Annotated in this window: 13 protein-coding genes and 1 pseudogene; 2 read left to right on the plus strand and 12 right to left on the minus strand. The window is 70.6% G+C overall.

The annotated features are described in order from the left end of the window. Positions 1-103: 103 nt before the first annotated feature. Both ABZS54_RS10375 and ABZS54_RS10380 read right to left on the minus strand, forming a co-directional pair. Positions 104-835, minus strand: coding sequence for a DUF4232 domain-containing protein (locus tag ABZS54_RS10375; RefSeq protein ID WP_355533082.1), 732 nt, complete (start codon positions 833-835; stop codon positions 104-106). 439 nt (positions 836-1274) lie between these two features. Next, complete coding sequence (locus ABZS54_RS10380) at positions 1275-2147, minus strand: AraC family transcriptional regulator (RefSeq protein ID WP_355533085.1); 873 nt, start codon at positions 2145-2147, stop codon at positions 1275-1277. Between the two features lie 202 nt (positions 2148-2349). Here ABZS54_RS10380 and ABZS54_RS10385 point away from each other — a divergent pair, with 202 nt between their 5' ends. Then, positions 2350-2910 (plus strand): dihydrofolate reductase family protein, encoded by a 561-nt coding sequence (locus ABZS54_RS10385; RefSeq protein WP_355533088.1) that lies wholly within the window; start codon positions 2350-2352, stop codon positions 2908-2910. A gap of 95 nt (positions 2911-3005) precedes the next feature. After that, positions 3006-3296: pseudogene (locus tag ABZS54_RS10390) on the plus strand (histidine phosphatase family protein); the annotation flags it as partial. A gap of 304 nt (positions 3297-3600) precedes the next feature. On the opposite strand, the gene ABZS54_RS10395 reads toward ABZS54_RS10390, so the two are convergent. The 10 genes from ABZS54_RS10395 to ABZS54_RS10440 form a co-directional block, all read right to left on the minus strand. Next, positions 3601-4347, minus strand: coding sequence for a hypothetical protein (locus tag ABZS54_RS10395; RefSeq protein ID WP_355533091.1), 747 nt, complete (start codon positions 4345-4347; stop codon positions 3601-3603). Further along, positions 4344-5003, minus strand: coding sequence for a hypothetical protein (locus ABZS54_RS10400; RefSeq protein ID WP_355533094.1), 660 nt, complete (start codon positions 5001-5003; stop codon positions 4344-4346). The genes ABZS54_RS10395 and ABZS54_RS10400 overlap by 4 nt, the downstream gene beginning before the upstream one ends. 439 nt (positions 5004-5442) lie before the next feature. Then, positions 5443-6582, minus strand: coding sequence for an acyl-CoA dehydrogenase family protein (locus ABZS54_RS10405; protein WP_355533097.1), 1140 nt, complete (start codon positions 6580-6582; stop codon positions 5443-5445). A gap of 12 nt (positions 6583-6594) precedes the next feature. Then, on the minus strand, positions 6595-7068 hold the full coding sequence (locus ABZS54_RS10410; protein ID WP_355533100.1) for a hypothetical protein: 474 nt from the start codon (positions 7066-7068) through the stop codon (positions 6595-6597). Further along, positions 7065-7592 (minus strand): MaoC family dehydratase N-terminal domain-containing protein, encoded by a 528-nt coding sequence (locus ABZS54_RS10415; RefSeq protein WP_355533103.1) that lies wholly within the window; start codon positions 7590-7592, stop codon positions 7065-7067. Before ABZS54_RS10415 ends, ABZS54_RS10410 begins: the two co-directional genes overlap by 4 nt. Then, a complete protein-coding gene (locus ABZS54_RS10420; RefSeq protein WP_355533106.1) occupies positions 7589-8755 on the minus strand; it encodes a CaiB/BaiF CoA-transferase family protein in 1167 nt (388 codons plus the stop codon). Before ABZS54_RS10420 ends, ABZS54_RS10415 begins: the two co-directional genes overlap by 4 nt. 13 nt (positions 8756-8768) lie before the next feature. Beyond that, positions 8769-9950, minus strand: coding sequence for an acyl-CoA dehydrogenase family protein (locus tag ABZS54_RS10425; protein ID WP_355533109.1), 1182 nt, complete (start codon positions 9948-9950; stop codon positions 8769-8771). Between the two features lie 777 nt (positions 9951-10727). Beyond that, positions 10728-11513: an SDR family oxidoreductase gene (locus tag ABZS54_RS10430; protein ID WP_355533112.1), complete on the minus strand. Its 786-nt coding sequence runs from the start codon at positions 11511-11513 to the stop codon at positions 10728-10730. Next, positions 11510-12694 carry an acyl-CoA dehydrogenase family protein gene (locus ABZS54_RS10435; RefSeq protein ID WP_355533115.1) on the minus strand — a complete coding sequence of 395 codons (1185 nt, stop codon included), beginning with the start codon at positions 12692-12694 and terminating at the stop codon, positions 11510-11512. The genes ABZS54_RS10430 and ABZS54_RS10435 overlap by 4 nt, the downstream gene beginning before the upstream one ends. A gap of 94 nt (positions 12695-12788) precedes the next feature. Then, positions 12789-13715, minus strand: a complete 927-nt coding sequence (locus ABZS54_RS10440; protein ID WP_355533118.1) for an SDR family oxidoreductase — start codon at positions 13713-13715, stop codon at positions 12789-12791. Positions 13716-13884: the final 169 nt, after the last annotated feature.

Genomic DNA, 13884 nt, shown 5'->3' on the forward strand with positions numbered 1-13884 from the left:
CACCCGGGCCACATACCCACCCGGGCGGGGGGGGGGCCGCGCCCCACCACTCACGTGGTGGGGCCGCGCCCGAGGTTTTCATCGGTCTGCCGAGTCGTGTGGGTCAGCCGCCCTGGCCGGCGCTGCCGATGGGGCCGACGTTGATCGGGGAGCCGGCGCCGTCGATGACCGGCACGGTGGGGGTCCCGGGCCAGCGCAGGGTGATGGTCTTGGTCTCTCCGGGCGGGGTGACCTGGAGGCCCGTGACCGCGACGCCGTAGTCGCCGGTGGCGCCGCTGGGGTAGGTGACGCCGAAGGACACCGACGTGTCGCTCTTGAGGACGAACGCATCGGCCGGGGCGCCGACGCGCTTCGCGGACAGGGGCCCCTTGGCGGTCTGGAGGTCCACGCCCGCGAATCCGGACATCGTGCAGTTGTGGCCGATGTTCTTGAACGTCACCATGACGGTGAGTTCGTTGTCGCCGCCGATGGTGGCGTCCTGCGCGGTGGCCCTGAGGTCGTCGGTGCGGCACTTGCCGATCGAGCTGTTGTCGCCCGCGCCGCCGGCGCCTCCGGTGGTCGCGCTCTGTCCGCCGGAGTTCTTCCCGGCGGAGTCCTTCCCCGAGGAGACCTTCCCGGCGGGTTCGGTCCCGCCGCCGCCTCCGCTGCCTCCCGCGTTGCCGCCGGTGGTCGACGCCCCGGGCGGGGCGGCCGGCGGTGCGACGGACGAGGAACCCTGCGCGGCCCCCGCGTTCGAGTTCGAGTTCGAGTCCGTGCCCTGGCACGCCGTCGTCAACATCGCGCCGCCGAGGACGGCTGCGGAGACGAGGAGGGCGGTGCGACGGTTGCGGAACATGAACGACCCCTTGCTAGCTGGTGGTTGGAGCCGAAACACTCTCGGCCCCTCGGTGCCTGCCCCACCACTATGGCCAAGCCGCCGGCCCGGGCGATACCCGAGTCGTCGCACCACGACACCGCTGTCGCAGACCGGTGACATGGTCACGAGAAGGAACGAGAACCACCCCGACCCGCCCCGCCCGATACCCCGACAACACCGCGTTTTCCCTGGTCACAGCCATCACAGGGCGCCCCGAAGGAGAGTGTTACAACAGCCCTGCCGGCCGGCGACCCAACCGCCGTCCCCACCCACGGCTCGGTAACACACCGCCCCGCCACACGTGTTCCGCTCGACTGTCGGCCCGACCGGTGGCCGGGTCGACACGAGATCGCCGGGCATACCGGCAGTGCAACACCGTCCCTTGGCATCGCCCTGCGGTCCCACCGACGAACCCGGGTCAGGACGCGTTTGGTTCCACCGCGATCCACAAGGCCGCGTCCGCCGTGGTGGCGTCCTGCGACGGGCGAACCCGGAGGATCTCCGGCCCCGGGCGGGTTTGGTACGGGTTGGACGGGAACCACTGGGTGAAGATGTCGCGCCACAGGTATTGGAGTGCCTGCGGGTAGGGGCCGGAGTTCTCGAACACCGCCCAGGTGCCGGCCGGGACGGTCAACGTGTCGAGGTCCTCGGGTACGGGGACCCGAGTGCTCGTCACGACGGCGTGGTAGTAGTCGAGTTCGGTGCCCTCGGCGCGGCTGGGGTCGAGGTCGTCGGTGACCGCGACGATCCCGTCCGGGTCCTGGTCGGACAGGGCCTTGATGCGGTCGGTCGTCTCCCGGGCGATGCCCTGGACGAACTCGGCGATCGCCTGGTTCACGCCCTCGTGGACGAGTGGGACACGGGCCTTCTTGCCGACCACGTGGAACGCGTCCTTGCGCACGATTCGATATCGCATGCTGCTGCTTCCTTCGACGATGAGACGGAAGGACATCCGTGGCTGGGAGTACAGCGCCGCACCGGTCTGCCGAGCCTCGCCGGGACCCACGCCGTGCACGGCGCGAAACGCCCGGGCGAACGCCTCGCCCGAGGTGTAGCCGTAGCGCACCGCGATCTCCAACAGGGTTCGCTCGCCGGCGAGCACCTCGGCACCCGCCAGCGTGAGCCGCCTGCGTCGCACGTACTCCGAAAGCGGCATCCCGGCCAGCGCGGAGAACAGCCGGCGGAAGTGGTACTGCGACGTCGCCGCGATCCGGGCCGACTCGCCGATGTCGAGCTGTTCGTCGAGATGCGCCTCGATGTGATCCAGCGCCTGGTTCAACCGCTCCAGCACCACGGACTCCTTCCTTTGTTTGTGAGCACCACGTTAGGAAGGGGCACGCTTGTCGGACCCGACATTCTGTGCCCGACTCGGTCGGGTGGATCGGCGCCACCCAGGGTCACGTACGACCGGGGGCGGCATAACCGGTGCGGGCCGTGGGGAGTCGTTCGGGGGAGGCCGCCCGGTCTCGGACGAGTTCGATGAGGTGCGTGGGATGCGAAGGATCGTCTTCTCCATGTCGGTGTCCCTGGACGGCTTCATGGAGGGGCCGAACCGCGAGATCGGCTGGCACCTGGTCGACGACGAGCTGCATCGGCACTTCAATGAGTGGCTCGGCACGATGGGTGCGTTTCTCAGCGGGAGGGTCACCCATCAGCTCATGGCGGACTTCTGGCCGACGGCGGATGCGGATCCGGCGAGTACGCCGGTCATGGTCGAGTTCGCCGGGATCTGGCGGGACATGCCGAAGATCGTGTTCTCCCGGACCCTGGAGCGTGCGGACTGGAACACCACGATCAAGCGGGACGTGGTGGTCGAGGAGATCAGGGCGCTCCAGGCCGAGCCGGGTGGGGATCTCGTGCTCGGCGGCGCCGACCTGGCCGCGACGTTCAGGCGACTCGACCTGATCGACGAATACCGGGTCTACGTGCATCCGGTGCTGATCGGGCGCGGCAGGCCGATGTTCCGGCCGACGGATGGGACGACCGACCTGCGGCTCGTGGAGACCCGGGCCTTCGGGAACGGGGTCGTGCTTTTGCACTACGCGGCGCGGTGAGGGGTCCGGCCGGACGATCCGGGCCGGCTCGGACGGAGCGGGGGTTGCGGTTCAGCGAGGAACTCGGTGAGTGGTCGCTGTAGGACGTTGCCGAATACTCCTATCTCGTCCGCCATGGCGAGGCGTTGCCGGACGAGAGTGGGTTGACGGAGGGCGGCCGTCGGCAGGCCGTGCTGTTGGGCCGACGGCTTCGGCACGTCCCCTTCGCCGCCGTTCACCACGGTCCGTTGCCCCGAGCTCAGCAGACCGCACGTCTGATCGGCGAGCAACTGCGGAACGTCCCGCTGCACGTCTCGGAGCCTGCCGGTGACTTCGTGCCCTATGTGCCGAGCAGAGACGAGCTTCCAGTCGAATCGGCAGACTTCCAGCTCCGCTTCCTGGCGGGTCGTGGTCGGCCTTCACCTGCGCCGCGTGATACGGAGCCCTCCACCGTCCGCCCCCACGCCCCGGCAGCCGGGGCCGGTGATCACCGCGCGTCCCTCGCCTGTCTCGCATCCACCCTACGCACGCGCGGACCCTCCCCACCCGCGAATCGATCCGATCCATGCGCCCTGTCGTCGCATCCCCTTCCCACAGCCGAACTCGACAAGCCGATCGAGCTGAAGCCCCCGGTCGGATAGACCGGTTCCGGTCGACGGTTTCGGGACGGTGGGCGGCCGGGGAGTCGGGATGCTCGGCGTGCGTCGAAGGTCAGCTCAGTTGGGTGTAGCGGGTCAAGGCGGCGCGGAAGGCGCTCGGGTGTACGGCGAGCGGGTCGGTGTACGGGTTGCGCAGTTGCAGGACGAACAGGATGCCGAAGGCGACGATCGCGCCGACGAAGGCCAGTGCGACGACGTGCCGGCGATCCGTGGTCGGGCCGACCAGCGCCGGGAAGACGATCGCGAACACGCCGGCGACGATCATGGCGACCGGTAGCACGATCGGGGTGATCGCGCCCGGATCGGCGAGCCGTACGTGGCGTTTGACGTACAGGTCGGCCACGGCCGCCTCGGTGTCGACGGCCGTGTCGTGCGCCGTGGCGGAGACGGCGGCGACGCGGGCCGCGAGCAGGTCGAGTTGCCGCCACGCGAGCGGGGTGTCGTGCTTGTCCGCCATCGCCGGCCATTCCTTGTCGATCACCGTGCGGGTGTAGTCGCGCAGCCCGGTGCGGACCGCTTCGCGGTCCGGCGCCGGAAGCCTGCCGGCCGCCGCGTAGGTCTTGGTGAGCACGCGCGCCTCGTCGCTCGCGTGTTGGCGAACCGCGGACCGGAGTTCCCACGTCCCGACGATCTGAAAGCTCGTCAGCAATACGAAGGAGGACAGCACGGCTCCGCCGCAGAAGGACAGCAGTTGACCGTCGAATCCGCTCGCCTTGGTGCTCTCGCCGCGGCTGAGGAGGACGAGGGCTCCCGCCGCGATGCCGGCGCCGAGCAGGGCGCCGAGAGTCCAGGTGATCACGAGCGCACTCCTCTTCTGCCGGGATGGGGCAGCAGGGCCGCGAGCGCGGCGGGGAGGATCGACACGATCAGAGCCGGTCCGATCCCGTCCGCGAAGCCGGGGGATGACGGATCGTCGTCGTCGGGTGGCGCGGCGACGATACGCAACGGCCGTGGGGCGGGCGGCCGTTCGATTTCGGAAGGGGGCACGCTCGGAGGCTTGGGCAGCGAGTCCAAGACGACGGGCAGGTACGGGCGGGCAGGCACGGCCGGCGGCGGCCGGGTCGGGGGCGGCGCGACGGGGGCTCGTTCGGTCGCCTTGGTCACCGCCGGTGCGGGAGCCGGCGGGCGTGGCCGCGGTGGCGAGGGTGGCCGGGTGGCGGTGGGCGGCGGCGACCAGGTCGGGCATCCGCAGCCCGGACGCACGATCACCGCGACGTCGTCGCCGAGCCGGACGAAGGTCAGCACCCCGGGTTGGTACACCACATGCACCCGGCCGACGTCCACCTCCGTGCGTGGGCCGACGGGCGGGGTCGGTCCGGAACCGGTTTGCACGGTCACCGTGACGCGTTCGTCGGCGAAGGCGTCGGCGCAGCCGGCCACGGCCGGCAGGCCGACGCACGCCGCCACCAACAGACACCGCGCCGCGCACCGAACCGAACGCCGAGAGTTGCCCATGGCATCAGGGTGTCGACGCCGGGGCGACACGTTCGGACGAATGCCTCGAAACCCCTCTTTCGAGTGATCGACGGCGGGTGCGGTGTGCTGCGCGGGCGGAGGGGGTTGGGGGTGGGTCGGGGTTTTGGTGCTCGTCCACTTCGCGGCCGGGGTGGGTCCGTTCGCTGCGCGCCGGGTTGCTCGTCCGCTACGCGGTCGGGTGGGTTGGGGGTGGGTCGTCGGGGTGCGCAGCTCGGGGTGGTGGGGTCCCGGGCCGGTGGTATTCGAGCCGGGGTGCGGGGGGTGCGGGTACACGGATCGACGCGGGTGTCCCGCCTGTGGACAGCGGTCTGTTGCCCGACCACGGGAGCGCCCGGAGTCGTCCCCCCACGACGAAGGCGGCCCCGGCGAGTGGGCCGGGAGCCGCCTTCGGGTGGTGCCGTGGTGCCTGGTGTTGGGCTCAGCCCTTGTCGAGGACGTCGGCCGCGATCAGGTCCTCCAGGTAGCGGTCGTCCCACCAGTTGAGCTGGAGGGACTTGGCGCGGCGGAAGTACAGCTGTACGTCGCATTCCAGGGTGAAGCCCATGCCGCCGTGCACGTGCACCGCCAGGTCGGTGACCTCGCGGTAGGTGCGGGCTGCGAAGAGCTTGGCCATCGGGGCCAGGCGCGCGGTGTCGCGGCCCTTGTCCCGGGACCAGGCGGCCTCCCAGACCAGGGTCTCGGCGCCGTCCACGGCGGTCGAGGCGTCGGCCAGGTTGTGCGCGATCGCCTGGAAGGCGCCGAGCGGCTTGTCGAACTGCTTGCGGTGCTTGGCGTATTCGACGGTGATCTCCAGCGCGCGCTTGGCGCCGCCCACGGCCTGGGCCGCGAGCAGGATCAGGCCGTCGTGGAGCACATCCGACCAGATCGGCCAGCCGGCTCCGGCCGAGCCGACCAACTCGCCGCGCACGTCCGCCAGGTCGACCCGGTACTGGGTGTCCGAGGCGATCGTGGTCTGTTGGGTCAGGGTGACCCCGGCCGTCTTCGGGTCGACCAGGAACAGCGAGACGCCCTGGGCCGGGTCGCCCGGAGTGCCCGCGGTGCCGGTGCGGGCGAGCACGAGCAGCACGTCGGCCGCCGCCGCGTAGGCGACGTGCCGCTTGGTGCCGGACAGCAGGTATCCGTCACCGTCCGCGCGGGCGGCCAGCGCGACGCCCTTGCCGCCGAAGCCGCGGTCCGGCTCCAGCCACGCCACGCTCGCGATGGTGCTGCCGGCCGCGATGCCGGGCAGGTACTTCTGCCGCTGGTCGTCGGACCCGGCCGCGGCGAGTACGCCGCCGACCAGGACCGAGCTGACGAAGTGCGGAGTCGGCGCGAGCGAACGTCCGAACTCCTCGTAGACCACGGCCGCGTCGAGCGTGGTCATCTCCGACCCGCCCCACTTCTCGGGCAGCGTCAGGCCGGTCAGGCCGGACTCGCCGAGCTTCTTCCAGAAGTCCTTGGGGTACCCGACCGGGTCGTTCTCCAGCTCGCGAACGACACCGAGGTCGGCGTGCCGAGCCGTCAGGCCGCGCACGGTCTCCCGGAGGATGTCCTGTTCCTGGGTGAAATCGAGGTCCATCGCGCGTCTCCTCTAGGGCTTCCAGCGCTCGCCGCGCCGGTCCCACGGGTTGTCGTCGGGGGTGGTGGGCAACGCGATTCGCGCGGTGGCCGTGGTGCGGGCCGCACCGTCCACGGTCAGCGAGATCTCGGCGCGGACCCAGCCGCAACCGGCCTCGTCCACCGAGACGTCGTCCACCGTGCCGGTGAGCAGCATGTGGTCGCCCGGGAAGACCGGCTTGGTCATCCGGAACACCATCCGGCCGATCCGACCCTTGGGGCCGGTCCAGTCGTTGAGGTAGCGCTCGAACCAGGCGGCCTGGTTCGGGGTGTTCAGGAAGATGTCCTGCACGCCCTGGCGCTCGACCGCGAACTTGTAGTCGTGGTGCATCGGCCGCCAGTCACGGCTGGCCAGTGCGCCCAGGATGACCGTGGTCGCGGTGACGTCCACGCCGAACGTGGGCAGCGCGTCGCCCTTGGCCAGCTGATCGAGGATCAGGTCGCTCATCCGGTGGCCTCCCGCCGGTAGCCGTAGCCCGTGTAGGACTCGGTGCCCAACAGGGCGCCGTCCTGGTTGTGGTACTCGACGTCGATCACCCAGAAGCGGCCGATCCCGAGCTTGGTGCGCTTTTCCGCACTCACCGACCGGAGCACCTGACGCGACGTCACGATGTCGCCGAGGCGCACCGGTTCGTAGAACACGTTGGTGTTGTCGGTCATGATCGCCTCGGGCAGTTCGAAGCGGATCTTGAGGTCGAAGTGCACCTGGAGGGAGAGTTGCTCGCCCTCCGCGCCGGGTGCCCAGTAGTGCGGGCGGGCCCATGCGGACAGCAGGCTCAGCGGGGCGATCGGGCCGCCGGTCAGTTCCTCGGCGACCGCCTCGTCCCAGAACAGCGGGTTGCCGTTCTGCACCGACGCGCACGAGGTCCAGATGTAGCCGCGCTCGGCGGGGAAGTCACCCCGCTTCTCGTACTGGAACTTGCCGATGAGCGCGGCCACATCCTCGGGCAGCGCGGTGTCTTGTGCCGTCATGCGACCACTCCTGAAGCGCGAAGCTCGGCGATGCGGTGCGGGCCCAGCCCGGCCGCGGCGAGCAGCTCGTCGGTGTCGGTGATCCCGGATTCGCGGACCGGGTACGGGTCCGTGGGCGCCTGCTGGCCGGCCAGCACCGGGCCCACCTGGCGGAACTCGCCCTGGACCGGGTGCTCGGCGGTGGCGAAGGCGCCGCGGGCCAGGTACTGCGGGTCGGCCAGCAGTTCCGGTACGGACAGCACCGCCGACACGCAAGTGTCGGCGGGGGCCAGCTCGGCCACCCAGTCGTCCCGGTCACGGGTGGCGAAGGCCGCCGCCAGATCGGCCCGGATCGCGTCCTGCGCGTCGTCGTCGAGCTGACGCGGGGCCCACTTGTCCAGCCCGGTCAGCCGGCACAGGTTCGCCCAGAAGCGGCCCTCGATCGCGGCCACCGCCAGCCACTTGCCGTCCCGCGCGCGGTAGGTGTCGTAGCACGCGTAGCGGCCGGTCAGGATGCCGTGCCGGGGCTCCGGTTCGACGCCGGTGGCCAGGTATTCGTCCACGCCCAGCGCCATCAGCGCGAGCATGCCGTCGGCCACCGAGACATCGAGGCGAGCGCCCTCGCCGGTGCGCTGCCGGCGGAACAGCGCGCCCATGATCGCGATGACCGCGTGCATCCCGCCGCCCGCGCTGTCCGCCACGGTCGCGCCCGGGATCGGTGGACCGCCGTCCGCGCCGGGGCCGGACATGTGCAGGAAGCCGCCCACGCCCAGGTAGTTCAGGTCGTGTCCGGCCTGCTGGGCGTGCGGACCGTCCTGGCCGAAGCCGGACGTCGAGCAGTAGACGATTCGTGGGTTGCGCGCCGCGACCGCCTCCGGACCGATGCCCAGCCGGTCCACCACACCCGGGCGGAAGCTCTCGATCACCACGTCGGCGCCCTCGACCAGGGTCAGGAACGCCTCGCGGCCCTCGGGTGCCTTCATGTCGACCAGCACGCGCTTCATCCGCCGATGCGCGCTGTACGAGTAGTAGGGCGGCGCGATCTGCACGCCGCTCTTGGCCGGGACCGGGCCGACCTTGATCACCTCGGCCCCGTAGTCCGCCAACCAGCGCGAGGCGCGGGCGGCGGGGCCCACGCTCGCGAGGTCCAATACCGTGACGCCTTCCAGGAACTCTCCGAACATGACCGCGGCCCCGTCAGAAGTTCTTGGGAAGGCCGAGACCGCGGCGGGCGATGATGTTCTTCTGCACCTCGGAGGTGCCGCCGCCGATGGTGTCGAGCACGGTGTACCGGTAGGTCGAGTCGGCGCGACCGGTCATCGGCGCGTCCTCGGTGCCCACCCGCAGCTGGGTGCCCGGCGAGGCGATGTCCATCGACGCGTTCGCGAGCCGCTTGGACAACTCGGTGGCGTACAGCTTGTAGCCGGACGCCTCGACCGTGGGCGGTTTTCCGCCACCGGACGCGGCGGCCACCACGCGCAGTCCGAGCAGGCGGGCGACGGCGGCCTCGGTGACCAGCGTGGCGAGCTGCTTGCGCACGATCGGGTCCTCGCGCAGCGGCTCGTCGTCGCGGGTGGCCTCCTTGACGTACTCGGTGAGCACGTTCAGCCGCTGCTGGATGGGGGCGAACGAGAACATCGTGAAGCGTTCCAGGTCCAGTGCCTGGGAGATGTACTGGAAGCCCTTGTTCAGCTCGCCGACCACGTATTCGTCGGAGACCCAGACGTCGTCGAAGAAGACGTCGTTGGTGCGCTCGTCGCCCATCGTCCAGATGCCTCGGACGGTGATGCCCGGGTGGTCCATCGGCACCAGGAACAGCGTGATGCCGTGGTGCTTGGGCGCGTCGGGATCGGTGCGCGCGCCGACCCAGTACCACTCGGCGAAGTGCGCGGAGGTGGTCCAGGTCTTCTGGCCGTTGAGCCGCCAGCCCTCGCCGTCGCGGACCGCGCGCAGCTTCATCGAGGCGGCGTCGGAACCGGCTTCGGGCTCGCTGTAGCCGACCGCGAACTCGACCTCGTTGTTCAGGATTTTCGGCAGGAACTCGGCCTTGAGCTTGTCGCTGCCGTGCGCGAGCAGGGTCTTGCCGATGATGCCGACGCCCTTGCCGATCTGCGGTCCACCGCGGCCGGCCAGGGCCTCGTTGAGCAGGTATTCGTAGACCCCGTCGCCGTCCTGGCCACCCCATTCCTCGGGCCAGGTGATGCCGAGCCAGCCTTGGTCGGCCATCTTGCGCATGTATGCGCGGCGGGCGGGGGTGTCGACGACCTGGGCCATGTTCTCCCGGGTGACATCGAACACTTCAGGGTCGGGATTGGCGTCGAGAAACCGCTCGACCGTCTCGCTGAACGCGGTCTGGTCGGGGGAGAAGTCGAAGTCCACGGGTCGCCTTTCGGGGCGCGCCCATGCCGGCAGCCTCACCTGTGTACGTGCAGGTGAGGCAGCCGGCACAGAACCTGACGGTTAGTCAGATCAAAGTAACACCGGCCCGGGTTCATTTCGAGTGGCGGTCGGCAATAGATGTGTGGGCCCCGTCTCGCTCCCGCGTGCGCGCCGGGCGCGGTCCGGGCGCGACCGACGGACCGGTTCTGGACAAGTCCGGAAAAGTTACGGCGCGTCCGCGATCGACCACCTATCGTAGGTGGACATGAGCGGAAATGCTTGCCCGCAATGTGGTCGGGAACACCCATGGTGCGAGGTCGAGTGGTCGGCGTACGAGCCGGACGACGCGGACCATCCGGAGCCGGTCGACGGTGACGCCGAGGGGCCGCCGTATCGGGTCGGCGAACTGCTCCCCGACATCCTCGATTTCCTCGCCCGCGGCAGCCGCGGGCGGCCGGATCGGTCCGGTGCGTATGGGCCCGGTCGGGCCGATGCGCGCGAAAGCCCGGGTCGGTCCCTGCGGGGACTGATACCCGGGCCCAGGCGCCGGTATTGACGACGCGTCAGGCCACCGTGCGTGGCCCGATCGAGCCGCCGCATGAGGGTGATGTGTCGTCAGGATGCGCTCTGGCGCGCGGTGTTGGCGAGATGACGCGCCGTCATGCAGGTGAGTGGGTTGGCGCTGTTGTGCCGTCGGACCCGCGGTGTCGTCGGGCCCGGCGTGTCCTCGGGGCCCGCCGTGCTTCAGGCCGCCGTGCCGTCGGGCGCGCCGTGCCGTCAGGCGCGCTGCGAGCTGACCGAGACGACCTCACCGGTCATGTACGAGGAGTAGTCCGAGGCGAGGAAGACCATCACGTTCGCGACCTCCCAGGGCTCGGCGGCACGGCCGAACGCCTCGCGCGAGGACAGCTCTTCGAGCAGCTCCTCCGAGGACGCCTTGGCCAGGAACGCGTGCATCGCGATGCTCGGCGCGACCGCGTTGACCCGGACGCCGAACTCGGCTGCCTCCACGGCCGAGCAGCGGGTCAGCGCCATCACGCCGGCCTTGGCCGCGGCGTAGTGCGCCTGGCCCTTCTGCGCTCGCCAGCCCAGCACCGAGGCGTTGTTGACGATCACGCCCTTGCCGCGCGGCTGCATGTGCCGCAGCGCCGCCCGGGTGCAGCGGAAGGTGCCGTTCAGGGTCACGTTCATGACCAGGTCCCACTGCGCGTCGGTCATGTCGACGAGGTTGGCCTCGCCGCCGAGCCCGGCGTTGTTGATCAGCACGTCGATGCCGTCGAGTTCGCGCGCGGCCGTGTCGATCAGGTTCTGTACGTCCTCCTCGACCGTGACGTCGCACGGGACGGCGAGCGGCCGGGACCCGATCAGCTTGGCGAGTTCGTCGGCGGCCTCGCCGAGTCGGCGCTCGTGCTTGTCGCTGATCGCGATCACGGCGCCCTCCTCGGCGGCGCGCTTGGCCGCCGCGAAGCCGATCCCGGTGCCCGCGGCAGCGGTGATCAGCACGGTCTTGCCGGCCAGCAGGCCGTGGCCCTCGACGTAGGCGGGGGCGGGGGTGGGGCTCACTTGGCGTCTCCTCGCGGTTCACGGGGCATGCCGAGGACGCGCTCGGCGATGATGTTGCGCTGCACCTCGTTCGACCCGCCGTAGATGGTGTCGGACTTGGTGAACAGGAACAGGCGCTGTGCGGCGGACAGTTCGTACGGGGCCTCGGCCGCCAGGGTGGCCTCGACGCCGGCCACGTCCATCGCGAGCGTGCCCAGGCGCTGATGCCAGCCGGCCCACACCAGCTTGGCCACCGACGCCGCGCCGGGGTCGGGCGATCCGAGCGTGCGCAGCGCGTTGCAGCGCAGCACCTTCAGGTCGATCCAGCTCTGTAGCAGTCGATCGCGCAGTGCCGGGTCCTCGATCGAGCCGTTGGCCTTCGCCTCGGCGACCACTCGGTCCAACTCGATCTCGAAGCCGATCTGCTGGGCCAGCGTGGACACCCCGCGCTCGAACGCGAGCAGGCCCATCGCCACGCCCCAGCCCGCGCCGACCTCGCCGACCACGTGCTCGGCGCCGGCCCGGGCGTTGTCGAAGAACACTTCGTTGAACTCGCTGGTGCCGGTGAGCTGGACGATCGGGCGGACCTCGATGCCGGGCTGGTCCATCGGCGCGAGCAGGAAGGTGATGCCCTTGTGCCGCTGCGAGGCGGGGTCGGTGCGGGCCAGCACGAAGCACCAATTCGCCTCGTGTGCGAGCGAGGTCCACACTTTCTGGCCGGTGATCAGCCAGTCGCCGGACTCGGGGTCGACGGTCGCGGTGGTGCGCAAATTGGCCAGATCGGAGCCGGCGCCCGGCTCGGAGTAGCCCTGGCACCACAGTTCCTCGCCACGCGCGATGGCGGGCAGGAAGCGGGCCTTCTGCTCGTCGGTGCCGAACGCGAGTACGGTCGGGCCGAGCAGGTTCTCGCCCATGTGGTTGACCCGGCCGGGCGCCTGGGCACGGGCGTACTCCTCGCCGAAGATCACCTGTTGCATCAGGGACGCCTCGCGACCCCCGTACTTCCTGGGCCAGTCCAGGCCGATCCAGCCGCCCTCGCCCAGGCGCAGTTCCCAGGCCCGACGGATCTCGAAGTGCTCGTGCTCGCTGCCGGGACCGCCGGTACCGACGGCCGCGGCGAACTCACCGGAGAGGTTCTCCCGGAGCCACTCGCGGACCTCGGCCCGGAACTCCTCGTCCTCGGCGCTGTACCGGAAATCCACCGCGTGTCCAATCTCGTCTTCCGAGGGTCGGCGGCCACGCGCGCGGGGTCACGGTCACCGGACCCCGCGCGCGTGGTGCGTGCCGAGGGCTGGGTCAGTTGCCGGCGGCGGCAGCGGCCTCGGCGGCCTTCTTCTTGGCCGCGGCGGCCGCGTACTCCTTGAGCTGCGCGAGCACCGGCATCGGGTCCTGGCCGATCTGGGTGGGCAGCTTCTCGGCGATCTCCTCGGCCGTCCAGCGGTCGGCCGCGTACATCGTCTTGATCTCGTGCGGCTGGTCCCACAGCGCAATCTTGGGGCCGGCGGTCGTGTACACCTGACCGGTGATGTTCTTGGCGTGGTCGGAGAGCAGGAAGACCACCAGCTCGGCGACGTCCTCGGGGTCGCCGATCTCCTTGAGCGTCTGCGGGACGCCTTCGGACATCCGGGTCCGGGCCACCGGTGCGACGCAGTTGGCGTTGACGCCGTACTTGTTCAGGCCCAGCGCGGCGGAGCGCACGAACGAGACGATGCCGCCCTTGGCCGCGGCGTAGTTCGCCTGGGCGACCGAGCCGAGCGCGTACACGCCGGAGGTGAAGCCGACGATCGAGCCGAAGCCCTGGGTCTTCATCACCTTGGACGCGGCCTGCACGACGGTGAAGGTGCCCTTGAGGTGGGTCGCGATGACGCTGTCCCACTCGTCCTCGGTCATGTTGAACAACATGCGCTCGCGCAGGTTGCCCGCGACGGTGACGACGCCGTCGATCCGGCCCCACTTCTCGACGCCGGCGGTCACGATCCGGGCGCCGCCCTCCATCGTGGCCACGGAGTCGGCGACCGCGACGGCCTCGCCGCCGAGCGCCTCGATCTCCTTCACCACGGCGTCGGCGACCTCGCTGGTCGGCTCGCTGCCGTCCATCGCGACGCCGTAGTCGTTCACGACCACCTTGGCGCCGTGTGCGGCGGCGGCGAGGGCGACGGCGCGGCCGATGCCCCGGCCGGCGCCGGTGACCGCGATTACCTTGCCCGTGAGGAAGTCACCCATGTGTTGTCCGCTCCTTGTCGGTGGCCTCGTCGGTAGGCCCCGGAAATCGAGGGCCGAGGCCCAGGTCGGGTCGGTCGTGGCGCGCTCCGCGGTCGCTGCGGCCGGGGCCGCTTCGAACGCCTGCTTCGGCCGCCTGTGCGGGGGGACCCGCGCAGGCGTGCGCAGCCTC

The organism is Embleya sp. NPDC005575, from assembly GCF_040605455.1.
Classification (GTDB): Bacteria; Actinomycetota; Actinomycetes; order Streptomycetales; family Streptomycetaceae; genus Embleya.